The 21776-nt window shown below is 71.4% G+C and carries 20 protein-coding genes and 1 tRNA gene; 3 read left to right on the forward strand and 18 right to left on the reverse strand.

Annotated features, from left to right (window positions below):
- Nucleotides 1-52 precede the first annotated feature (52 nt).
- The 5 genes from LCD31_RS19505 to LCD31_RS19525 form a co-directional block, all read right to left on the reverse strand.
- Entirely contained in the window at nucleotides 53-865 is an 813-nt protein-coding gene (locus tag LCD31_RS19505; protein WP_224960051.1) for a YceI family protein, read from the reverse strand.
- Nucleotides 866-903: 38 nt separating this feature from the next.
- The gene (locus tag LCD31_RS19510; protein ID WP_224960086.1) at nucleotides 904-3417 is read right to left on the reverse strand and encodes an MFS transporter; all 2514 of its coding nucleotides are present in this window, start codon (nucleotides 3415-3417) and stop codon (nucleotides 904-906) included.
- Nucleotides 3418-3536: 119 nt separating this feature from the next.
- On the reverse strand, nucleotides 3537-4088 hold the full coding sequence (locus tag LCD31_RS19515; RefSeq protein ID WP_224960053.1) for a MarR family winged helix-turn-helix transcriptional regulator: 552 nt from the start codon (nucleotides 4086-4088) through the stop codon (nucleotides 3537-3539).
- Between the two features lie 441 nt (nucleotides 4089-4529).
- Nucleotides 4530-5021, reverse strand: coding sequence for a MarR family winged helix-turn-helix transcriptional regulator (locus LCD31_RS19520; RefSeq protein ID WP_224960055.1), 492 nt, complete (start codon nucleotides 5019-5021; stop codon nucleotides 4530-4532).
- Between the two features lie 115 nt (nucleotides 5022-5136).
- Nucleotides 5137-5865, reverse strand: coding sequence for a pyridoxamine 5'-phosphate oxidase family protein (locus tag LCD31_RS19525; RefSeq protein WP_224960056.1), 729 nt, complete (start codon nucleotides 5863-5865; stop codon nucleotides 5137-5139).
- 298 nt (nucleotides 5866-6163) lie between these two features.
- Here LCD31_RS19525 and LCD31_RS19530 point away from each other — a divergent pair, with 298 nt between their 5' ends.
- Nucleotides 6164-7264, forward strand: coding sequence for a globin domain-containing protein (locus LCD31_RS19530; protein WP_224960057.1), 1101 nt, complete (start codon nucleotides 6164-6166; stop codon nucleotides 7262-7264).
- An 82-nt stretch (nucleotides 7265-7346) separates the two neighbouring features.
- On the opposite strand, the gene LCD31_RS19535 is transcribed toward LCD31_RS19530, so the two are convergent.
- The 8 genes from LCD31_RS19535 to LCD31_RS19570 form a co-directional block, all read right to left on the reverse strand.
- Nucleotides 7347-7808 (reverse strand): heat shock protein transcriptional repressor HspR, encoded by a 462-nt coding sequence (locus LCD31_RS19535; RefSeq protein WP_304612897.1) that lies wholly within the window; start codon nucleotides 7806-7808, stop codon nucleotides 7347-7349.
- 2 nt (nucleotides 7809-7810) lie between these two features.
- The gene (gene dnaJ, locus LCD31_RS19540) at nucleotides 7811-9019 is read right to left on the reverse strand and encodes a molecular chaperone DnaJ (RefSeq protein WP_224960058.1); all 1209 of its coding nucleotides are present in this window, start codon (nucleotides 9017-9019) and stop codon (nucleotides 7811-7813) included.
- Nucleotides 9020-9188: 169 nt separating this feature from the next.
- A complete protein-coding gene (grpE, locus tag LCD31_RS19545; RefSeq protein WP_224960059.1) occupies nucleotides 9189-9902 on the reverse strand; it encodes a nucleotide exchange factor GrpE in 714 nt (237 codons plus the stop codon).
- Nucleotides 9899-11782, reverse strand: a complete 1884-nt coding sequence (gene dnaK, locus LCD31_RS19550; RefSeq protein WP_224960060.1) for a molecular chaperone DnaK — start codon at nucleotides 11780-11782, stop codon at nucleotides 9899-9901. The genes grpE and dnaK overlap by 4 nt, the downstream gene beginning before the upstream one ends.
- A gap of 209 nt (nucleotides 11783-11991) precedes the next feature.
- Nucleotides 11992-12828 (reverse strand): hypothetical protein, encoded by an 837-nt coding sequence (locus LCD31_RS19555; RefSeq protein WP_224960061.1) that lies wholly within the window; start codon nucleotides 12826-12828, stop codon nucleotides 11992-11994.
- An 82-nt stretch (nucleotides 12829-12910) separates the two neighbouring features.
- Entirely contained in the window at nucleotides 12911-13495 is a 585-nt protein-coding gene (locus tag LCD31_RS19560; RefSeq protein WP_224960063.1) for a TetR/AcrR family transcriptional regulator, read from the reverse strand.
- Nucleotides 13492-13815: a multidrug efflux SMR transporter gene (locus LCD31_RS19565; protein WP_224960064.1), complete on the reverse strand. Its 324-nt coding sequence runs from the start codon at nucleotides 13813-13815 to the stop codon at nucleotides 13492-13494. Before LCD31_RS19565 ends, LCD31_RS19560 begins: the two co-directional genes overlap by 4 nt.
- Nucleotides 13816-13902: 87 nt before the next feature.
- Nucleotides 13903-14382: a DUF1707 domain-containing protein gene (locus tag LCD31_RS19570; RefSeq protein ID WP_224960065.1), complete on the reverse strand. Its 480-nt coding sequence runs from the start codon at nucleotides 14380-14382 to the stop codon at nucleotides 13903-13905.
- A 594-nt stretch (nucleotides 14383-14976) separates the two neighbouring features.
- On the opposite strand from LCD31_RS19570, the gene LCD31_RS19575 reads away from it, so the two are divergent.
- The gene (locus tag LCD31_RS19575) at nucleotides 14977-17313 is read left to right on the forward strand and encodes a (Fe-S)-binding protein (protein WP_224960066.1); all 2337 of its coding nucleotides are present in this window, start codon (nucleotides 14977-14979) and stop codon (nucleotides 17311-17313) included.
- A 102-nt stretch (nucleotides 17314-17415) separates the two neighbouring features.
- Here the strand turns inward: LCD31_RS19575 and LCD31_RS19580 are convergent, their stop codons facing one another.
- From LCD31_RS19580 to dcd, 3 genes are all read right to left on the reverse strand, one after another.
- Entirely contained in the window at nucleotides 17416-17706 is a 291-nt protein-coding gene (locus tag LCD31_RS19580; protein WP_224960067.1) for a hypothetical protein, read from the reverse strand.
- Between the two features lie 299 nt (nucleotides 17707-18005).
- Nucleotides 18006-19412 (reverse strand): sugar porter family MFS transporter, encoded by a 1407-nt coding sequence (locus tag LCD31_RS19585; RefSeq protein WP_224960068.1) that lies wholly within the window; start codon nucleotides 19410-19412, stop codon nucleotides 18006-18008.
- A 270-nt stretch (nucleotides 19413-19682) separates the two neighbouring features.
- Complete coding sequence (gene dcd / locus LCD31_RS19590; RefSeq protein ID WP_224960069.1) at nucleotides 19683-20267, reverse strand: dCTP deaminase; 585 nt, start codon at nucleotides 20265-20267, stop codon at nucleotides 19683-19685.
- 81 nt (nucleotides 20268-20348) lie between these two features.
- On the opposite strand from dcd, the gene LCD31_RS19595 reads away from it, so the two are divergent.
- Nucleotides 20349-20419, forward strand: a tRNA-Gly gene (locus LCD31_RS19595).
- Nucleotides 20420-20493: 74 nt separating this feature from the next.
- On the opposite strand, the gene LCD31_RS19600 is transcribed toward LCD31_RS19595, so the two are convergent.
- Together LCD31_RS19600 and LCD31_RS19605 are read right to left on the reverse strand one after the other, a co-directional pair.
- A complete protein-coding gene (locus LCD31_RS19600; protein WP_224960070.1) occupies nucleotides 20494-21057 on the reverse strand; it encodes a flavoprotein in 564 nt (187 codons plus the stop codon).
- A 43-nt stretch (nucleotides 21058-21100) separates the two neighbouring features.
- Entirely contained in the window at nucleotides 21101-21691 is a 591-nt protein-coding gene (locus tag LCD31_RS19605) for a DJ-1/PfpI family protein (RefSeq protein ID WP_224960072.1), read from the reverse strand.
- Between the last annotated feature and the right edge of the window lie 85 nt (nucleotides 21692-21776).

Below are 21776 nucleotides of genomic sequence, written 5' to 3' on the forward strand. Positions count from 1 at the left end.
GCCGCTCCGGCCCGGCCCCGTCCGGGATCCGGAGCGCCGCGAGGTCTCCGGCTCAGTCCTGCCGCACCGCCTGCACGTCGATGTCCACCCGCAGGGTGGTGCCGATCGCGGCGATGCCGGTGCGCAGCGCCTGGTTGAAGGTGATCGCGAAGTCCTCGCGCCGCAGCTCCGCGGTGGCCGACGCGGAGGCGCGCGAACCGCCCCACGGGTCCGGCCCGACGCCCGCGTAGTGCGTGTCCAGCACCACCGGCCGCGTGACGCCGCACAGCGTCAGCTCACCGGCGAGCTCCCAGCGCTCACCGCCCGCGGGCCGCAGCCCGGTCGCGGTGAACGTGATCTCCGGGTGCTGCTCCACGTCGAGGAAGTCGGCGGTGCGCAGGTGCGCGTCCCGCTGCTCGTTGGCGGTGTCCACGCTGGCCGCGGTGATCCGCACCGCCACGCCCGTGGACTCGATCGGGTCGCCGACCCGCACCTCCCCGCTGAACTCGGTGAAGCGCCCGTGGATGCTGGTGATGCCGAGGTGGCGGGCGCTGACCCGGATCGACGAGTGCGCCGGATCGATCACCCAGGTCCCCGGCGCGGGCAGCTCGTTGCCGCCCGCCCGGCTCAGCTCCAGCACGCCCAGCGCCGCCTCCTGCCCGTCCCGGACCAGCGTGGTCCGGGCCAGCGGCTCGTAGCCGAGGTTGGTGACGATCGCCGTGTACGTGCCGGGTGCGAGCCCGTCGGCGACGGCGGCGCCGTCCTCCGCGGTCTGCACCCGCGCGGCCTGCGCGCCCGCCCCGTCGATGAGGGTCAACGCAGCTCCCGGCACCGGCCACCCGTCCCCGGTGCGCACCTGCGCCGTCACCGATCCGGCTCCGCTCACCTGCGTACCGCTCCTTCCGCTCCGCACCGCGGTCATGCTCAGTGCCCCAATTCGACGTCGTGCGTGGTGCGCGCCCCGGCGAGCCGCAGCGGTGCCGCGACCGGCGGGTAGCCGGTGGCGATGACCGTGTAGTCCCCGTCGGGCAGGTCGGTGAACGCGTAGCCGCCCTCGGCGTCGGTGGTGACGGCGCTGACGACCTCACCGGCGGCGTCGAGCAGGGTGACCCGGGCGTCCGGGACCGGCAGCCCCAGGTTCGCCGAACGCACCACGCCGGTCAGTGCGGCCCCCGCTTCCAGCTCCACGTCCAGCGCGACCCGCTCGCCGTCCGCGACGGCCACCGGGGTGGCGACCGGGCGGAAGCCCTCGGCGGTGGCGGTCAGCGCGTAGGAGCCGCCGACGAGGTCGGTGAACGCGAAGCTCCCGTCCGGCCCGCTGGCCAGGGAGCCGACGACCTCGCCGCGCAGGTCGGTCAGCACCACGGTGGCCCCGGAGATCTCGCGGTCGCCGCAGTGCACGACGCCGCCGACCCCGCCGGACCCGAACATCCGCACGTCGTGGCGGACCGGCTTGTCGCTGACCACGACCATCGAGGCGGTCGGCTGGTAGGTCCCGGCGGCCGCGATCAGCACGTAGGTGCCGCCGCGGGGGACGTCGAGCCGGTAGCCGCCGTCGGCGTCGGTGCGGGCGCGCTCGACCTGCCTGCCGAGCGAGTCGGTGAGGGTCAGCACCACCCCGGCGACCGGGTTGCCGGTGGAGTCCTGCGCGGACCCCTGCACGTACAGCCCGCCGCCGCTCGTCCCGGCTCCGGCGAGATCGCCGGCCAGGTGCCGCCCGTTCCCGTTGCTCCCGGCGCTCGCTTGCGTCGTTGACCAGGAACGGGAGTGGTTGCCCACAGAGTTGTCCACAGGCTCGCCGAAGTGCGGTGCCGCCGCGTGCGACCCCCCTGCAAGCTGCGCGGAACCACTCTGGCGAGTGAGCGGCGTCGTCTCCGCGCCGACCGAGTTGTCCACAGGAAGCGGTTGGTTGTCCACAGTTTCCACCCGGACTTCGTCTTGGGATTCGATGGTCCGCCGCAGCGGGACCTCCTTGATGAACACCACCGCCAGCAGCGTGATCACCGAGATGCAGGCGGAGACCAGGAAGATGTCGCCGATCGCGTCGCCGTAGGCGGAGCGCACGATCTCCTGCATCGGGCCGGGCAGCGCGTCCACGTTCAGCGAACCGCCGCCCGCTCCGCCCGCGCCGACCGGGATGCCCATCCGCGCCAGGCCGTCGTTGACGTAGTCGGTGACCCGCGAGGCCAGCACCGCGCCCAGCACCGACACCCCGGCGGAACCGCCGAGCGTCCGGAAGAACGTGACGACCGAGGTCACCGAACCGACGTTCTTGCCGGTGGTGACGTTCTGCACCGTCAGCACCAGGTTCTGCATCAGCGAGCCGACGCCGATGCCCATCAGCGCCAGGTAGAACCCGATCAGCACGAGGTTCGTGGTGTGGTCCATGGTCGCCAGCAGGCCCATGCCGACCACGAGCACGATCGAGCCGAAGATCAGGAACGGCTTCACCTTGCCGCTGCCCCGGGAGATGATCTGCCCGGAGATGGTGGAGGACAGGAACAGCCCGAGCACCATCGGCAGCGTCATCAACCCGGCGTGCGTGGGGCTGAAGCTGCGGGCGATCTGGAAGTACTGCCCGAGGAACACCGACCCGCCGAACATGGCGGTGCCGACCGCGACGGTGCCGATGGTCGCCAGCGTCACCGTGGGGTTGCGGAACATGCTCAACGGCACGATCGGTTCCGGGAACCGCGATTCGATGATCATCGCGATGATCAGCGCGACCACGCCACCACCGACGTAGGCGGCGGTCTCCGGCGAGGCCCAGTCGAACTGCTTGCCCGCCATCGAGACCCACACCAGCAGCAGGCTCACGCCGCCGACGAGGAACAGCGCGCCGAACCAGTCGATGCGCACCGGCCGCTTGATGACCGGCAGCTTCAGCGTGCGGCCGAGGACGATGAACGCGATCACCGCGATCGGCACGGTCACCCAGAAGCACCAGCGCCAGCCGAGCCACGAGGTGTCCACGATGAGTCCGCCGACGAGCGGCCCGCTGACCGTGGCGACCGCGAAGGTGGCGCCGATGTAACCGCTGTAGCGACCGCGTTCCCGCGGCGAGACCATCGCGGCGATCACGACCTGGATCAGGGCCTGCAACCCGCCCATGCCGATGCCCTGCACGGCGCGGAACGCGATGAGCTGCGGCATCGTCTGGGCGAACCCGCCGAGCACCGAGCCGAGGGTGAACACGGTGATCGCGATCTGGTACAGCAGCTTCTTGCTGAACAGGTCGGAGAGCTTGCCCCAGATCGGGGTGGAGGCGGTGGAGGTCAGCAGCATCGCCGTGACCACCCAGGTGTACTGGCTCTGGCTGCCGCCGAGGTCGGACAGGATGCGCGGCAGGGCGTTGGACACGATCGTCGAGCTGAGGATCGCGACCAGCAGCGCGAGCATCAGCCCGGACATCGCTTCCAGGATCTGGCGGTGCGTCATGGGCGAGTCGGCGGCGACCTGGTGGCGGCCGCCGTCCCGGTGCGCGGCGGACTCGCCGTCAGCGGGCCGGCCGGTCGGCGGCGAGCTCGTCGACGGGGCTTCGCCGATGGTCGAGCGGGTCATCGAGTTCCTTCCTGGGACGACGCGGCGGGGCGTCGGTCGTCGGCGGGCACCTGCGGCTGGGCCGGGTGCGAGGTTCCTTCGTGGGCCGCGAGGTGCTCGGGGAGCACGGCGCGGCGGAGGTCGGCGGCGGCGGTGTCGAGCAGTTCGGCCAGGTCGCGCACGCGGGAGTCGTCCCAGTCGCTGAGCGCGTGGCTGAGCCATTCGGCGCGGTGCCGCTCGATGCGGGCCAGCGCCTGCTCGCCTTCCTCGGTGGCGCGCAACAGGGACACCCGGCGGTCCTGCGGGTCGGCGCGGCGGGTGATCAGCCCGGCGCTTTCGAGCTGGGACACCTGCCTGCTGACCACGGACGCGTCGACGAAGCGGTGCGCGGCGAGCTCGGAGGCCCGCGATTCCCCGCAGTGCACGAGCTCGCCGAGGAGTCCGCTGGCCGCGTACGGCAGGTCGGTCCGGGCTTGCTGGTTGAGGATCTGCACCGCGGTCTGCTTGAGCCCCATCAACGCGCGGAGGGGCCGCAGCAGTTCGCTGCACGTTTCCGGTGTCGGTCCCACGAGCCACTCCTTTAGTTGCTGCACGCAACTATAAAGAGGTTAGTTGCAGAAGGCAACTTATCCAGGAGTGGGACGCCCCACGCCCGCCGCCGGGAATACCGCAGCCGGACGACGAGCCGCGCGAACCCCACCTGCCTTCGACCCCGCCCGGCGGCGTCGTGCCTCTTTCCCGTCAGCGGCGAAGCCGCTGAGCCGCCGACCACCTGACCGACAAGACCACCCGCGGGTTCTCAGCGGTTCCCTCGCGAGGGCTTTTTTTTTGGGGGGGGGGGGGGGGGCCGGGGGGGAAAAAAACCCCCCCGGGGGGTTCCCGGGGTTCCCCCCGGGTGCACTGTTTTTCCCGGGGGGGGGCCCCCCGCCGCAAAAAACCCCCCCCCGCGCGGGGGCCGCTGAGGTTCCGCCACCCCACCCCCACGCAAGGCGAGCCCATAGAGGAGCAGATCAGAACATGCGGTTGAGTTTTGCCAGGAGGCGGGAGAGGTCCTGCAGGTCCTCGGTGCTCCAGTGCGCGAACTCGCCGTGCAGGTGCTTGCGCCGCTGCTTGCGGACCTGCGCCAGCCGGGACCGGCCCGACGCGGACAGCTGGATGCGGCGCGCCCGGCCGTCGTCCGGATCCGGCACCCGCTCCAGCAGGTCCAGCTCGACGAGCGTCGCGATCTGCCTGCTGACCGTCGACTTGTCCAGCCCGGTCCGGTCGGCGACGTCCATGCCGCGCAGCGAACCCGCGTCGTCCACCATCAGCAGCAGGCTGTAGGACGCCGGGTCGAGGTCCGGGTGGACCTGCGAGGCCACGGTCATCGAGAAGTTGCGGGCGCGCCGGAACATCATGACGAGTTCGCGCTCGACCGCTTCGGCCGCGCCCCTGCGCTCCCGGTCCGGCGCGCCCGCACCGGTGGCCGGGCCGTTCGCCGGCGTTTCGATCCGCTCGATCACGGCTGTGTTCTCCGCCCGCCGTCGTGCACTGGCGCGTCGCTCCGCGCGGCACCAGTGTCCCTTTCGCCCAGTGTCCTCCCACTGCAGGGGTGGTCGCGGCCCGCTCCGCCGGGGCTCAGTCGGTGAAGTAGCTGCCTCCCTTGCGCTTCGCGTCGTCGGTCCCCCAGCTGCGCTTGCGCAACATCGGGACCATGCGCGGGATGTGCTTGCGGCAGTGGATGTAGGCCTCCTCCACCTCGACGACCACCCAGCGCTCCGGAGTGCGACCGCGGTCGAACTCGACGGGCAGCTCGGGGTGCCGGGCGCGCAGGTCGGAGTCCTCGACGATCTCCGCGGTGCCGTTGACGTGCAGGCCGATCAGGTCCTCGGTGAAGTCGACCATCAGCATGCCGAGGTGCGGGTTCTCGCTGATGTTGCCGAGGCTGGCCATCACGCCGTTGCCGCGGTACTCGGGGTAGGCGAGGTGGTGGTCGTCGAGGACCTCGATGAATCCGGGCGGACCCGCGCGGAGGCTGGCGTCGCACTCGCCGCCGCCGTCGGCGGTCGCCACGAACGCCATCTCCATCCGCGCGATGAACTCGCGCATCCGGGTGTTGAGGTGGTCGAGGACCTGGTCGTCGTAGAACCGCCGGGCCCGCTTCTCGGTGCCGTGGGCCTCCTGCAGCAGGTGCTCGCCGGTGGAGCCGGGCAGTTCCGCCGCGGGGCGCTCGTCGACCTCGGTGCTCCGGCGCGATCGGCGAGGCGTGTCGGGGCCGGGCGCGGTGCTCGGCGCGGTCGGCCGCCGGTTCGCGTGGTCGGCGCGGCCGCCGCTGGTGGGCTCGGCGGTCTGAGTTTCGGGACGCACGCGCACAGAGTGACATGTGACCGACACGACCCACACCATCAGACGCAGGTTTCCCCGCTACATATCCGACTTTCTCGACGTTGAGTAGTCGAAACGCCCTCAAACGTGGCATCAATAGTGTGAGGACACGACGAAGCGTTATGGTCCTCGACGTCGGGGGACATCACGCAATGCAGCAGTGTGCACCTGACCGGATGCCCACCGACTTCGTGGAGACCGCGACCGAACCATGTCAGCGAACGCCGTACTGAGCCCGGGCCCCCGTCCGAACCGGCCGACACCGGAACGCGCGAGCCAGATGGTCCACCTGATCCGGGAGAGCTGGGCCGGCATCGACGCTCGTTCCGACGAAGTCGCCAGGTTCTTCTACGCCATGCTGTTCAGCATCGCGCCGAACACCCGCGAGCTGTTCTCCGCCAACATGGAGACCGTCCGCGACCGGCTGATGCGGGCGCTCGTGCACATCATCCAGATGATCGACCGGCCCGACGACCTGCTGCCGTTCCTGCACCAGCTCGGCCGGGACCACCGGAAGTTCGGCGTCGTCTCCCAGCACTACGAAGCCGTCGGCACCGCCCTGCTCGCCGCCATCAAGAAGCACTCCGGGCCCGCCTGGACCCAGGAGGTCGAACGCGCCTGGGCCGAGGCGTACACCGTGATGGCCACCGCCATGATCAGCGCGGCGAACGAGGACGACGGGCCCGCCTGGTACGACGGCGAAGTCATCGGCCACACCCGCCTCAACCGCGAACTCGCGGTGATCCGGGTCGAGACCGATCACCCGGTGCCCTACCACCCCGGCCAGTACGTCAGCGTCGAAGTCCCGCAGCGGCCGCGGCTGTGGCGGTACCTGAGCCCGGCCAACATGCCCGGCGAGGACGGCGTCCTCGAATTCCACGTCCGCGCCGTCGACGGCGGCTGGGTCAGCCGCGCGCTCGTCGGCCACGCCCAGCGCGGCGACCGGTGGCGGATCGGCTCACCGATGGGCCAGCTGCACGTGGACCGGGAGAACCCGCGGGACGTGCTGATGATCGCGGGTGGCACCGGGCTCGCCCCGATGCGCGCCATCGTGGAGGACCTCGCCCAGTACGGCGAGAACCCGCAGGTCCGGCTGTACTACGGGGGCCGCACCCGCGAAGACCTCTACGACCTGGCGAACCTGCAGCGGGTGGCGATGACCAACCCGTGGTTCACCGTCGTCCCGGTCCTGGAGCAGGACCCGAGCGCGACCGGCGCCGAGCAGGGATCGCTGGCCGACGCCGTCGCCCGCCACGACTGGTCGCAGCGGGAAGTGCTGATCAGCGGCTCCCCGGCGATGGTCCGCGCCACGGTGTCGAAGCTGCTGGTCACGGGAGTCCCGCTGGACCAGATCCACTACGACCCGTTCTCCTTGGACTGATCTCCGCGCGCCCGCGGCGGGTCGCGCAGAGGTCGCCGGGGTTCCGCCGTCCGAGCTCGTCGCGGCGGGGCCGGGCGGACGATCAGCGGCGGGAGTCCGGTTTCCAGACGACCAGGGCGGTCTCCTGGTGCACGGGCACGAGGTCCCGGCGGTAGGAGGCGTGCACCCGCGCCGCGGTCTGCTCGGCCGCGGCGTGCGCGGCGGTGAGCTCCTCCAGCAGGCCCTGCACCTTGTCGCGCAGGGCGTCCACCTCGTTCTCCAGCTCGATGATCCGCTTCACGCCGGCGAGGTTGACGCCTTCCTCCTGGGAGAGCCGCTGCACCTCGCGCAGCAGCGCGATGTCCCGCGCCGAGTAGCGCCGCCCGCCGGCCGGGGTGCGCCCCGGCGAGACCAGCCCGAGCCGGTCGTAGCTGCGCAGCGTCTGGGCGTGCAGCCCGGAGAGCTCCGCGGCCACCGAGATCACGAACATCGGCGTGTCCTCGTTGGCCCCCGGCGGGAATCCGATCGTGACGTTCAGCCGCGAGCTTCGTGGACCGTCACCCATGACTACCTCCCGAGCAGCTCGTCCCACTCCGCACGCGGATCGTGGTCCGCCGTGGCCTCCGCGTAGGACCGCAGCGCCTCCGCCGCCGCGTCGTCCAACTTGGACGGCACCGCGACCTGCAGCGTGACCAGCAGGTCACCGCTGCCACCCGCCTTCCGGCCGACGCCCTTGCCGCGCACCCGCAGCGTCCGGCCGCTCGCGGTGCCCGGCTGCACCTTCAGCGAGACCTTCCCGTCGAGCGTCGGCACGGTCAACGTAGTGCCCAGCGCCAGCTCGGGGAAGGTCACCGGACAGGTGACGGTGAGATCATCACCGGATCGTCCGAACACCCGGTGCGGGTTGACGTGGACGACCACGAACAGGTCACCCGCCGCCGCGCCGTTGCGCCCGGGTTCGCCCTGACCGGCCAGCCGGATCCGCTGTCCGTCGTTGACCCCGGACGGGATCCGCACGGTCAACGTGCGGGTGCGGGTCGCGACTCCTTCGCCCCGGCAGTCCGGGCACGGGTCGTCGATGATCTGCCCGCGGCCGCGGCAGTCCGGGCAGGGCTCGCTGAACGCGAACGCCCCCTGGTTCCGGGTCACCAGGCCCGCACCGGAGCAGGTGCTGCAGGTGCGCGCCCGGGTTCCCGGCTTCGAGCCGGACCCGTGGCAGGTCAGGCAGGTGGCCGGGCTGGACAGCCGCAGCGGCACGGTCGCGCCGCGGACCGCCTCGGCGAAGTCGATGCGGACCTCGGTCTCCACGTCGGAGCCGCGCTGCGGCCTGCTCGCGCCGGCGGTACCGCCGCGGCGACCGGCGCCACCGCCGCCGAACAACCCGCCGAACAGGGCGCCGAGCCCGCCGGCGCCACCGCCGCCGGGTCGCGGCCCGGCGCCACCGCCGAACAGGTCGCCCAGGTCGAACCCGCCCGCGCCACCGGTGCCCGCGCCGCCGCCGAAACCGCCGAAACCGCCCTGGCCACCGCCGAAACCGCTGCCGAACAGCCGGCGCGCCTCGTCGTACTGCTTGCGCTTCTCCGGGTCGGAGAGCACGCCGTAGGCCTCGGAGACCGCTTTGAACTTGGATTCGGCGGCGCTGTTGCCGGGGTTGGCGTCGGGGTGGTTCTCCCGCGCCAGCTTCCGGTACGCCTTCTTGATCTCGTCAGCGCTCGCGTCGGACGAGACGCCCAGCTCGCCGTAGAAGTCCTTGTCGAGCCATTCCCTGGCACTCACCGGGCGCCCCTCCTTCCGCTTCGCTGTCGCACTGCACCGGCCTCGGCCGGCATGGTCGTCGCCGTCGGCGCGAACCCGACCCCGCCCGGCCGCGATGGCCAGGCGAGGCCACGCGGGACGCGGCCTCCCGTATCGGTCGTGCCGCGTTCCGCCGAGCGGGGTCGTGATCTCACTGTGCCGTGTCCTCGCCGGTCTCGGCACCGCTCTCCGGTGGTGCCGCCGCTTCCGGCTCGTGATCGGTGACGGCGACCATGGCGGGCCGCAGCACCCGGTCGCCGAACCGGTAGCCACGCCGCATGACGGTCGTGACGGTCGGTCCGGACACCTCCGAGGAGGTCGTGTGCTGCACGGCCTCGTGCACCGACGGGTCGAACTCGTCTCCCTCGGCGCCGAAGGCCACCAGGCCCGCGTTGTTCAGCGAACCGACGAGCTTGTCGGCCACCGCCTTGAACGCGCCGGTGAGGTCACCGTGCGAATCGGCCCGCTCCAGGTCGTCGAGCACGGTGAGCAGGTCACCGGCCACCGACGCCTTGGCCGCGTTGACGACCGATTCGCGGTCGCGCTCGGTGCGCCTGCGGTAGTTGGCGTACTCGGCGGTGACCCGCTTGAGGTCCTCGGTGAGCTCGTCGACCTGCTTGCGCAGCTCGGCGTCCGCACCGTCCTCGGCCTCGGGCGCCTCCTCGGCGGCGGCGCCTTCACCGACCTTGGCAAGTTCCTCGTCCAGCGTGCCGGACATGCTCTCCGCCACCTGCCCCTGCTCGGTGGCGGCCCGGGGTTCACCGGTCTGCGGATCGATCCGCCTGCGGTCCCGGACCACCACCGGCTCCTGTTCGTCCTGCGGCGACTGCTGCCGGTCGGAGTCGCCTGAGCTCTCGGTGGTCACTTCTTCTTCTTTTCGTCCTCGTCGTCCACGATCTCGGCGTCCACCACGTCCTCGGCGCCACCGCTGGTCGCACCGGCGCCGGCGGTCGCACCCGCCGCGTCACCGGCCGCACCGGCCGCACCGGCCGCGGCGTCGGCACCCGCGTCGGCGTAGAGGGCCTGGCCCAGCGCCTGGGACTCGGTGGCCAGCTTCTCGACCCCGGCCTTGATGGCGGCGACGTCCTCGCCCTTCAGGGCTTCCTTGACCTCGTCGACGGCCGACTTGACCTTGGTCTTGGTCTCCTCGGGCAGCTTCTCGTCGTTGTCGGTGAGGACCTTCTCCGTCTGGTAGACGAGGGTCTCCGCCTGGTTGCGGGCCTCCGCCTCCTCGCGGCGGTTCTTGTCCTCCTCGGCGTGCGCCTCGGCGTCGGAGACCATCCGGTCGATGTCCTCCTTCGGCAGCGCGGAGCCGCCGGTGATGGTCATCGACTGCTCCTTGCCGGTGCCGAGGTCCTTCGCGTTGACGTGCACGATGCCGTTGGCGTCGATGTCGAAGGAGACCTCGATCTGCGGCACGCCCCGCGGCGACGGCGGCAGCCCGGTGAGCTCGAACATGCCGAGCTTCTTGTTGTGCGCCGCGATCTCGCGCTCGCCCTGGAAGACCTGGATCTGCACCGACGGCTGGTTGTCGTCCGCGGTCGTGAAGGTCTCGGAGCGCTTGGTCGGAATCGTGGTGTTGCGCTCGATCAGCTTGGTCATGATGCCGCCCTTGGTCTCGATGCCCAGGGACAGCGGGGTGACGTCCAGCAGCAGGACGTCCTTGACCTCACCGCGCAGCACACCGGCCTGCAGGGCGGCGCCGACGGCGACGACCTCGTCCGGGTTCACGCCCTTGTTCGGCTCGCGACCACCGGTGAGCTCCTTGACGAGCTCGGTGACCGCGGGCATCCGGGTGGAGCCGCCGACGAGCACGACGTGGTCGACGTCGGCGACCTTCACGCCCGCGTCGCGCACCACGGCCTCGAACGGCTTGCGGGTGCGCTCCAGGAGGTCGGAGGTGATGCGCTGGAACTCCGCACGGCTCAGGGTCTCGTCGAGGAACATCGGGTTCTTCTCGGAGTCCACCGTGATGTACGGCAGGTTGATGTTGGCCGTGGAGGAGCTGGACAGCTCGATCTTGGCCTTCTCCGCGGCTTCCTTGATCCGCTGCAAGGCCATCTTGTCCTTGGTCAGATCGATGCCGTTGGAGGTCTTGAACTTCTCGACCAGCCAGTCGACGATGCGCTCGTCCCAGTCGTCGCCACCGAGGTGGTTGTCACCGCTGGTGGCGCGGACCTCGACGACGCCCTCGCCGATCTCCAGCAGGGACACGTCGAACGTGCCGCCACCGAGGTCGAAGACGAGGATCGTCTGCTCCTTCTCGCCCTTGTCGAGGCCGTAGGCCAGCGCGGCGGCCGTCGGCTCGTTGACGATGCGCAGCACGTTGAGGCCCGCGATCTGGCCGGCCTCCTTGGTGGCCTGGCGCTGGGCGTCCTCGAAGTAGGCCGGGACGGTGATCACCGCGTCGGTGACGTCGTCGCCCAGGTAGGCCTCGGCGTCGCGCTTGAGCTTCATCAGCACTCGCGCGCTGATCTCCTGCGGCGTGTACGCCTTGTCGTCGATGTCCGTCTTCCAGTCGGTGCCCATGTGGCGCTTGACCGACCGGATGGTGCGGTCCACGTTCGTGACCGCTTGGTTCTTCGCTGGCTGACCCGTGAGGATCTCGCCGTTCTTCGCGAAGGCGACGATGGACGGCGTCGTCCGCGAGCCCTCGGAGTTGGCGATGACCGTCGATTCACCGCCTTCGAGGACGGAAACGACGGAGTTGGTCGTCCCCAGGTCGATGCCGACCGCTCGCGCCATGGATGGTTCCTCCTGCTTCCCTGATCTTGCGCCCCGGACCGGGTAGTCCGTTGAGCCTTGCCGACTCAAGTTTTACCCCCGGCCCGCTCCGGTCGTCAAACCGGGTTGAGCGCACTTCGCTCAACGTTTCTGCCTGGACAACGCCTGAGCTGCGGCGGAAGTTCCCGGGAAGCCGTCGAGATCCGGGCCACGCACCCGGCGCGCGGCCGTCAGGCGGCGGAGACGCGGACCGAACCGGTCCCGGTCCGCAGGTCGAGCCGTCGCGGCGAGCCCGGATCGGTGGCCACCTCGACGTCCTGCGAACCGAGGCCCGCCGCCGCGTCCACCCGGTACGCGCCGTCGGGCACGACTACCGCGACGGTGCCCGTCCCGGTCTCGGCCCGCACGCTGCGCGGCGCGGTGAGCTCCAGGTCGATGGAGCCGGTGCGCGCCTCGGCCACGACGTTCGCGCCGGCGAGCCCTTCGCCGTCGATCCGGCCGGTCCCGGTGGACACCGCCACGTCGCCGCCGAGCTCGCGCAGCTCGACGCCGCCCGCGCCGCTGCGCACCCGCACCGGTCCGGCGACCTCGGAGATCCGCACCTCGCCCGCGCCCGCTTCGAGCCGGGCGGAGGCCATGCCGTCGACCTCCAGGGCTCCCGCGGCGCCGCCGCCCTCGACCGGGACCGCGGCGGGCAGGTCCACCTCGTAGTCCACCGAGCAGTCGTCCGGGCAGCCGGGCAGCACGAGCACGCCACCTTCGACGCGGTGCAGCACCGCCGCGTCCGGCGGCCGGTCGCGGGCCCGTTCGCGCACCTCGCCGCGCCCGCCCGGCACGTGCCGGACCACCACGTCCCCGTCGGTGCGGTCGAGGCGCACCGAGCTGATGCCGGGCAGCTCCGCGATGACCTCGGACCGCTCGCCCCGGTCCGCGCGCCCGCCGCCCCAGCGCACCTCGCCGCCGTTCCAGCGCCAGCCGACCTCGTCGTGCTCGGCCCGGTCGCACCCGATGACCAGCCCGGCCACCAGCAGGCAGGCCGCACCCGCGGCCGCGAGTCCCGTTCGCACCACGCACCTCCAGCTCGGCCCGCACGGTAACGACCGCGAGCCGCCCCCGATCGGATGATCGCGGGTGCGTCGCCCGACCGGGTCAGCCGACCTCGGCGCCCAGCGGCCGGAGCAGGAAGCGCAGCACCGGCTCGAAGTCCGCGGCACCCGGCGGTTCGTCGGCGATCAGCGCCTGCATCAGCAGCCCGTCCACCGCGGCGAAGAAGGCGGTGACCACCTCGGGGGGTACGTCGAGCCCGCGGTCCACCTGCCCCGCGGCGACCTCGATCCACCGGCGGGCGGCCGGGCGCAGCGCGGGCCTGCGGGCGGCCAGCAGGTACAGCTCGTACTCGGCGATGGTCCGCGCCCGCCTGCCGTCGACGAGCAGCGCGAGGTTCTCCGCGATGGTCCGCGCCCACGCGCCCGCGTCCGCCGGGGTGCGGGCGCGCATCCGCCCGATGTCGGCGACGAGCAGGTCGACGCTCTCCAGCAGCGTCGCGACCAGCAGCTCGTCGATCCCGGTGAAGTAGTAGGAGATCGACGCGGCGGGCACGCCCGCCTCGCGGGCGATGGCGCGATGGCTGGTCCCGGCGATCCCGTCGCGCTCGACGACGCGGAGGGTGGCGTCGAGGATCGCGCGCCTGCGGCGTTCGCCCTTGGCGCGGCGGCCGTCGGTCCCGGCGGTCAATGCGCGCCGCCCAGCTCCAGCGCCACCACACCGCCGATGATCAGCGCGAGGCCGCCGAGCTGCACCGCGGTGATGCTCTCGCCGAGGAAGGCGACGCCGATGAGCGCGATCAGCGCGACGCCGGCCCCCGACCAGATCGCGTACACCACGCCGACCGGCAGCCCGGCCTTGAGCACCAGCCCGAGCGCGGCGAACGCGGCGCCGTAGCCGAGCACGACCAGCACCGAGGGCAGCGGCCGGCTGAACCCCTCGGAGAGCTTCAGCGAGACGGTGCCGACCACCTCGGAGCAGATCGCCATCGCCAGCAGCAGGTACGCCACCCGGTCCCCCTCGGAGAAAGTTGAACAGTCGCCCTAGTTCTTTCTCCCGAAGGTTACGCCTGCTCCCGGCGGGCGGGGCAGGACCGGTCAGCGCTCCAGCCGACGCGCATCCGGCTCGTCGTCCCCGTTCTCGTCGTCCCCGTCCTCGTCGCACCCGGAGCCGTCGGAGTCGCCGTGCCCGAACAGCGCTTGCGAGACGAGCACGACGGCCCAGATGCCCAGCGGGAAGATCGGGAAGAAGAAGATCGGGCCGCCGCCGGCCAACGAGATCACCGCCCAGATCCCGACCAGCAGGAACCCGGTCTGCGCCCAGTCCCGCCACTCCTTGCGGAGCCGGGGCGCGCGGGACCGCTTCGCGGGCGGTGCGGCGGCCTCCGCGGCGGCGGGCAGGTCCGCGGTGAGCGGCACCAGGTCGGCCCGGGTGACGGCCGCGTAGGCGTCGCGGACCCGCTCGTCGTACTCGGCCAGGCCCAGCCGACCTTCGTCGAAGGCCGTCCGCAGCCGCTCGGCGACCTGCTCGCGGTCGGCGTCGGAGGCGCGCACGGCGGGCTGCTCGGCGTCGTCCATCGTCTTTCCCCCATGATCCCGATGACGTCGCGACCAGGGCGGTCGCCGCTCATCCGAGAGGCCTCGAGGATACGCCGCGGCACCTCCGCGGGAGGCCGCATCGATCAGGTGGCGGCCGGTGCGGGCGATAAGTGGCGAACGTCGCACCCGCCCCCCCCGGGGGGGGGCCCCCCGGGGGGGGGCCCCCCCGCCGGGGGGGGGGCCGGGGGCGGGGGGGGGGCCCCCCCCCGCGCCCCCCCCCGGGGGGGGCCCCCCCCCCGCGGGGGGGGGGGGGGGGCGTGTATTGGGCGCACCCGCCCCCCCCCCCCCCCCGGGGGGGGGGGGGGGGGGGGGGGCCGCCCGGCGGTGGCGCGGAGCGGGCCGGGATGTCGCGCCCAGCAGCGAGAACGCGGCACTCGGTGCCACTGCGCGGTGGCCGCCACCACGGCGAACATCCCCCCACGCGCAAAGCTGCACGATCGCCCAACTAGTTTTTCGGCAGGGCGTTGCGCAGAATCACCCCGTTCCCACCACGCCGGAGCCCCGCTGGTTACCGATCGGTAATAAGGCGTACGCTCCTCAAACGGACAACCCCCGAACATGGAGGCCGCGAGCATGGGTGCGCTGCAGCTGGTCCTGGGCCTGATCTGCCTGGCCGTGACGGCCGTCGCGGTGGTCATGGTCGTCAGGACCGTGCGGCGGATGATCTCGTCCATCCGCCTCGGACAACCCGACCCGACCAGGCGCGGCCCGTTCGGGGCGAGGTTCGGCAACATGGTCAAGGAGATCTTGGGCCACACCAAGATGCTCAAGTTCGGCCACGTCGGCGTCGCGCACTGGTTCGTGATGGTCGGTTTCGGCGGCCTGAGCCTGAGCGTGCTGGAGGCCTACTTCGAGGTCTTCGTGCCGACCTTCGAGACCCCGCTGCTGAGCTGGTTCGGCCCGTGGAACCTGATCGTCGAACTGCTGGGCATCACCACGGTGCTCGGCGGGTTCTGGCTGATCGGGGTGCGCCAGCTGAACCACCCGCGCCGCGCGGACCGGGTGTCCCGGTTCGAGGGCTCGAACTTCGGCCAGGCGTACTTCGTCGAGGCCGTCGTGGTCCTCGAAGGCTTCGGGATCATGGGCCTGCGGGCGTTCAAGCAGGCCTCCGGGCTGTTCGAGGCACCGTTCTGGTCCTCGCCGCTGACCTACGCGCTGGGCGGCATCCTCCCGTCGAGCACCGCCGCCATCTCGATCTTCGCCGGGTTCAAGATCCTGTCCGCGATGATCTGGGTGATCGTGATCGCCTCGAACATCACGATGGGCGTGGCCTGGCACCGCTTCACCGCGTTCTTCAACATCTACTTCAAGCGCGAGGCCGGCGACGGCCGGGCGCTGGGCGCGTTGCAGCCGATGATGTCCGGCGGCAAGGAGCTCGACTTCGAAGAGGCCGACCCGGACGAGGACGTCTTCGGCGTCGGCAAGGTCGAGGACTTCAAGTGGAAGGGCTGGCTGGACTTCACGACCTGCACCGAGTGCGGTCGCTGCCAGTCCCAGTGCCCCGCCTGGAACACCGCGAAGCCGCTGTCGCCGAAGCTGCTGATCACCTCGCTGCGCGACCACGCCTACGCCAAGGCCCCGTACCTGCTCGCCGGTGGCAGCAAGGACATGGCAGGCGACGAGGTCGGCATCACCGGTGAGGGCGCCGAGGAGAAGCTCGCGGGAATCAACGCGCTGGCGCTGGCCGAGGCGGAGCGCCCGCTGGTCGGCGGCCCCGACGAGATGGGCGTCATCGACCCCGAGGTGCTGTGGGCCTGCACCTCCTGCGGCGCCTGCGTCGAGCAGTGCCCGGTGGACATCGAGCACGTCGACCACATCGTCGACATGCGCCGCTACCAGGTGCTGATCGAGTCGAACTTCCCCACCGAGCTCGGCGGGATGTTCAAGAACCTGGAGAACAAGGGCAACCCGTGGGGCCAGAACGCCAAGGACCGGCTGAACTGGACCGAGGACCTGGACTTCGAGGTCCCCGTCTTCGACGGTGAGCTCGAAGACGACACCGAGTACGTGTTCTGGGTCGGCTGCGCGGGCGCCTTCGAGGACCGCGCGAAGAAGACCACCCGCGCGGTCGCCGAACTGCTGCACATGGCCGGGGTCAAGTACACCGTGCTCGGCGGCGAGGAGACCTGCACCGGCGACCCGGCGCGGCGCGCGGGCAACGAGTTCCTGTTCCAGATGCTCGCCCAGCAGAACGTCGAGGTGCTGAACTCGGTGTTCGAGGGCCGCGAGCCCGGCAAGCGCAAGATCGTCGCGACCTGCGCGCACTGCTTCAACAGCCTCGCCAACGAGTACTCGCAGCTCGGCGGGAACTTCGAGGTCGTGCACCACACCCAGCTGCTGAACAAGCTGGTGCGGGAGAAGCGCCTCGTCCCGGTCGCCCCGATCGCCGAGGACGTCACCTACCACGACCCCTGCTACCTGGGCCGCCACAACAAGGTCTACACGCCGCCGCGCGACCTGGTCGGCGCCTCCGGCGCGAACTTCCGCGAGATGCCGCGGCACGGCGACCGCTCGATGTGCTGCGGCGCCGGCGGCGCCCGGATGTGGATGGAGGAGAAGACCGGCAAGCGCATCAACGTGGAGCGCGTCGACGAGGCGCTGGGCACCGCGCCCCAGAAGATCGCGACGGGCTGCCCGTTCTGCCGCGTGATGCTCAACGACGGCCTCACCGCCCGCCAGAACGAAGGGGCGGCTTCGGAGAGCGTCGAGATCATCGACGTCGCGCAGCTGCTGCTCTCCTCGGTCAAGCGCGGCGGCGACGGCGCCTCCGCCCCGGTCGCCGACGGCTCCGCGGAGACCGGCGGTGCCGAGACCGGTGGCGAGGCCGAAGCCAACGGCAAGGCCGACGTCCCCACCGACGCCGAGCCGACCGGCACCCCCCTCCCGGACCAGGACAAGTCCGAGAACTGACCCCGGACGCGCAGGAGGGGCAAGCCCACCGTGGGGCCGCCCCTCCTGTCATCCAGCCCCGGTCCGCTTCGCTGCGCGGACCGGATCACTAGCCGACCGTGCTCAGCCTGCCAGCTTTCCGGCGACGTACTCGCTCACCGGCATCCCCTTGTGGTGACCACCAGGCTTGAGGATGTTGCTGCCGTTGCCGCTGCCGTTCCCGTTGCCGCTGCCGTTCCCGTTGTCGTTGTCAGCACCGTTGCCGTTCAAGCCGCCTTCGTGCACGCCCACGTTGGTGCCGTCCTGGTTGTTGGTGACGTACCCGTCGGCGAGCGCCGCGGGGGCGGCGAGGGCGCTCAGGCCGAGCACGATTCCGGCGGTGGCTGCGGTCTTCGCGAACTTCGAGAGCTGCATGACTACCTCTCCGTCGTCCTGTGGGTGTGGCGCCGAGCTGTGTCGATCGCCGCATCCAGTCCTACGGGGTGAAGGTCGACTCAGCGCGCTTTACCTCGATCTTCCACCCGTCCCAGTGGTCCTAATCGCGAGAACGGGGGGATTTCGACGCCGCTGGCCACGAGCGGTGATCAGCCCCCGGCCGGGTGGCCGCGACCGCGATCGACTCGAGCTCACCGCGGCGCTGAGCGGCGGACACCGCACGCGCGAAGGCGCCCCGGAGATACCCGGGGCGCCTTCCCCACGGTGGAGGGGAGCGGTCAGCTGCCCATCTCCTCCAGGGAGCGGCCGTTGGTCTCCTTGAGGTAGCGGAGCACGAACACCAACGAGATCAGCGCGAACGCCGCGTACATGAAGTACGTCGCGGGCAGGTTCCAGTCCCGCAGGCTCGGGAAGCTCACCGTGACCAGCCAGTTCGCCACCCAGTTCGTCATGGTGCCGACGGCCAGCGCCGCGGCGCGGATGCGCGGCGGGAACATCTCGCCGAGCAGCACCCACAGCACCACGCCCCACGAGGCGGCGAAGAACAGCACGAACGCGCTCGCCGAGATCAGCGCGACCACGCCCCAGCTCGGCGGCAGCACCGCGTCCTCGCCGACGACCTGCGCGAAGCTGAACGCCCAGCCGGTGACCGCCAGCGAGACGGCCATGCCGATCGAACCGATCACCAGCAGCGGCTTCCGCCCGATCTTGTCGACCAGCGCGATCGCGATGAACGTGCCGACGATGTTCACGATCGAGGTGAACAGGCTCAGCAGCAGCGAGCTGCTCTCCTCGATGCCGACGGACTGCCACAGCGAGGACGAGTAGTAGAAGATCACGTTGATGCCGACGAACTGCTGCAGCGCGGCGATGGCCATGCCGACCCAGACGATCGGCAGCACGCCGAACCCGCCGCGCAGGTCCGAGAACCGCGGCTTGCGCTCGCCGAGCACCCGCCGGATCTCGGCGATCTTGCCGTCCACGTCGCCCGGCTCGATCCCGCTGAGGACCTCGCGGGCCTTGTCGTCCCGGCCGGCGGCCACCAGGTAGCGCGGCGACTCCGGGATCATCGAGGCCAGCACCAGGTACACCAGCGCAGGCACCGCCGCGACGCCGAGCATCCACTGCCAGGCCTGCAGCGGCCCCAGCTCGTTGGAGGCGCTGCCGCCCGCGGCCTCGGCCAGCCCGTAGTTGACCAGCTGGGACAGCGCGATGCCGAGCACGATCGCCAGCTGCTGCAACGAGGTCAACCGGCCGCGGTACGCGGCGGGCGCGACCTCCGCGATGTAGGCGGGCGCGATCACCGACGCGATGCCGATGGCGATGCCGCCGACGATGCGCCAGATCGCCAGGTCCCAGATGGCGAACGGGACGGCGGAGGCGATCGCGCTGATCACGAACAGCACCGCGGCGATCTGCATGACCCGGATCCGGCCGATCCGGTCGGCCAGTCCACCGGCGATGCCGGCACCGACCGCCGACCCCAGCAGCGCCGAGGAGACGACCAGCCCCGTCATCGCGGAACCAACCTGGAAGTAGCTCTGGATGGCGTCGACCCCACCGTTGATCACCGAGGTGTCGTAGCCGAAGAGGAAACCGCCGAGCGCCGCCGCGCTCGCGATCATCACGACGTGCCCCAGGTGCCCGGTCGAGGCACCGGGGTCGCGCGACTGCGTAACCGACATCGAGTTCTCCTGTGCCCGCTCGCCGGTCTGCCTCGCTGCACACCTGGGGAGAGCGCCGGGCTCTGGGGACTTTAGGGTCTGAACCACCTCTTTTCTTCCTCGATTCAGGGTGAGGATGCTCACCGTGGCGACTGAATCGGTCACGTGGTAGTCACGTGCGCACGCAACGTTGCCGCACGAGCCCTCCTGCCTGCGAGAACAGGACATTCCACGCGAAGGGCGGGCCGTTCGGCGAACGGCCCGCCCTCGGCGGCACGGCGTGCGGAGGCGTCAGTCGCGGCGGGTGTCGACCCGCTGGAAGTTCAGGTGCGCGCGCGACGGCGTGGGCCCGCGCTGGCCCTGGTACCGGGAACCCGCGCGGGTCGTGCCGTACGGGTGCTCCGCGGGGCTGGAGAGCCGGAACAGGCACAGCTGCCCGATCTTCATGCCCGGCCACAGCGTGATCGGCAGGTTCGCCACGTTCGACAGTTCGAGGGTGATGTGCCCGGTGAACCCGGGGTCGATGAACCCGGCGGTGGAGTGCGTGAGCAACCCGAGCCGGCCCAGCGAGGACTTGCCCTCCAACCGCCCGGCCAGGTCGTCCGGCAGCCGCACCGCTTCGAAGGTGGAGCCGAGCACGAACTCGCCGGGGTGCAGCACGAACGGATCTTCGCCGGTGACCTCCACGGGCGAGGTCAGCTCGTCCTGCTGCTGCGAAGGATCGATGTGGGTGTACTTCGAATTGTCGAAGACCCGGAAGAAGCGGTCCAACCGGACGTCGATGCTGGACGGCTGGATCATGGCGACGTCGAACGGTTCGAGTTCGAGTCGTCCTTGGTCCAGCTCTGCACGCAGGTCCCGGTCGCTCAGCAGCACGTGGGCAAGCGTATCCGGAGGCCCCCTGGCGATCTTCGGCCGCCTGCCGTGCTAGAGTTGGCCGCGCCGGGAACGGCGAATGCGGATGTAGTTCAATGGTAGAACATCAGCTTCCCAAGCTGAATACGCGGGTTCGATTCCCGTCATCCGCTCAGAACACGAAGGCCCAGCTCACACGATGTCCACATCGGAGCTGGGCCTTCGTCGTACCTGCGGTCGTCCCGGTTCAGCGGGGCGGCACGAGGCGGTCGAGCTCGTCGAGGACGCGGCGCCACGGGATCTGCTGGCCGAGCCCGCTGCGCGGTTCGTGCGCGGCCCACCACCGCTCGCCGGTCAACAGGTGCACGCCCGCGTCCTGCAGCGCCGAGGTGTGCCACTTCCACGCCGGGTGGCGGTGGTGCGCGGCGTTGACCGTGGGGAACACGACCACCGGTGCCGTGCCCGCGCCGACCGCTTCGACCGCGGTGGTCAGCGCTTGGCTGTCGCCGAGGCCGAGCGCGAGCTTGCTGACCGTGTTCGCCGTCGCCGGGCACACCAGGTAGCAGTCGATCGGCGGGTGCGGGCTGGGTTCGGACGGCATCCGCGACGCCACCCGGCACGGCAGGCCGGTGAGCTCCGCGATCCGGTCGAGTTCCCCGGAAGCCGCGAGCCACGCGCCCGCGGTCGGGGTGAGCGTCACCGCGACCCGCCAGCCGCGGGACAGCGCGGGTTCGACCAGCTCGGCGCGGATGTGCTCCACCCCGCCCGCGGCCGAGCCGATCAGGGCCAAGGTGCGCGTCGTGTCGATCATGCCGCCATCATCGCCGACGCCGCCGCCCCGCGCGCCGGTCCGATCAGATCGGCGGCCGCGGGTCGTACTGGATGCCGCGGCGCACGTCGCGGGCCCGCTCCACCCCGGCGAGCCGGGACACCAGGTGCAGCGCCATGTCGATGCCCGCCGAGATCCCCGCCGCGGTGACCAGGTCGCCGTCGTCGACGAAGCGGTCGTCCGGGCGCACCCGCGCGGTCGGCTCCAGTTCCGCCAGCAGCTCCAGCGAGCGCCAGTGCGTCGTCGCGGGACGCCCCGCCAGCAGCCCCGCCGCGGCGAACACCAGCGAACCGGTGCACACGCTGGTCAGCAGCGGGACCGCGGCGCGCTGCTCCCGCACCCACGCGAGGTGTTCCGCGTCGCGCAGCATCGGCCGGGTGCCCCGGCCGCCGGGGTGCAGCAGCACGTCGAGCTCCGGCACATCCGCGAACGAGTGTCCTGATCGGACGGTCAAGCCCTTGGCGCACGCGATCTCGCCGCCGTCGCGGGAGAACGTGCGCACCTCGTAGCCGTCCGCGGGGAACGTCCGCGTCCAGAACGACAGGACTTCCCACGGCCCGAGCGCGTCGAGCTCCTCCACGTCCGGGAACAGCAGGATCCCGATCTGCTTCGCCATGCCGTGCTCCTCACCTCGTGCCCGCGACCGCTCCGGCCCCGCGCGCCGACCGCCGCGCGGCGCCGCTGCTGGAGGAGTCGCTCCG

Origin of the sequence: Saccharopolyspora sp. 6M, assembly GCF_020176775.1 — a bacterium.
Classification (GTDB): Bacteria; Actinomycetota; Actinomycetes; order Mycobacteriales; family Pseudonocardiaceae; genus Saccharopolyspora_C; species Saccharopolyspora_C gregorii.

Bases quoted from the DNA above. Each gene is read 5' to 3' on its own strand.
- LCD31_RS19570 (WP_224960065.1), bottom strand. From the start codon at position 14,382: ATGGACGACGCCGAGCAGCCCGCCGTGCGCGCCTCCGACGCCGACCGC.
- LCD31_RS19605 (WP_224960072.1), bottom strand. From the start codon at position 21,691: ATGGCGAAGCAGATCGGGATCCTGCTGTTCCCGGACGTGGAGGAGCTC.
- LCD31_RS19600 (WP_224960070.1), bottom strand. From the start codon at position 21,057: ATGATCGACACGACGCGCACCTTGGCCCTGATCGGCTCGGCCGCGGGC.
- LCD31_RS19585 (WP_224960068.1), bottom strand. From the start codon at position 19,412: ATGTCGGTTACGCAGTCGCGCGACCCCGGTGCCTCGACCGGGCACCTG.
- dnaK (WP_224960060.1), bottom strand. From the start codon at position 11,782: ATGGCGCGAGCGGTCGGCATCGACCTGGGGACGACCAACTCCGTCGTT.
- LCD31_RS19530 (WP_224960057.1), top strand. From the start codon at position 6,164: ATGGTCCACCTGATCCGGGAGAGCTGGGCCGGCATCGACGCTCGTTCC.
- LCD31_RS19510 (WP_224960086.1), bottom strand. From the start codon at position 3,417: ATGACGCACCGCCAGATCCTGGAAGCGATGTCCGGGCTGATGCTCGCG.
- LCD31_RS19535 (WP_304612897.1), bottom strand. From the start codon at position 7,808: ATGGGTGACGGTCCACGAAGCTCGCGGCTGAACGTCACGATCGGATTC.
- LCD31_RS19580 (WP_224960067.1), bottom strand. From the start codon at position 17,706: ATGCAGCTCTCGAAGTTCGCGAAGACCGCAGCCACCGCCGGAATCGTG.
- LCD31_RS19575 (WP_224960066.1), top strand. From the start codon at position 14,977: ATGGGTGCGCTGCAGCTGGTCCTGGGCCTGATCTGCCTGGCCGTGACG.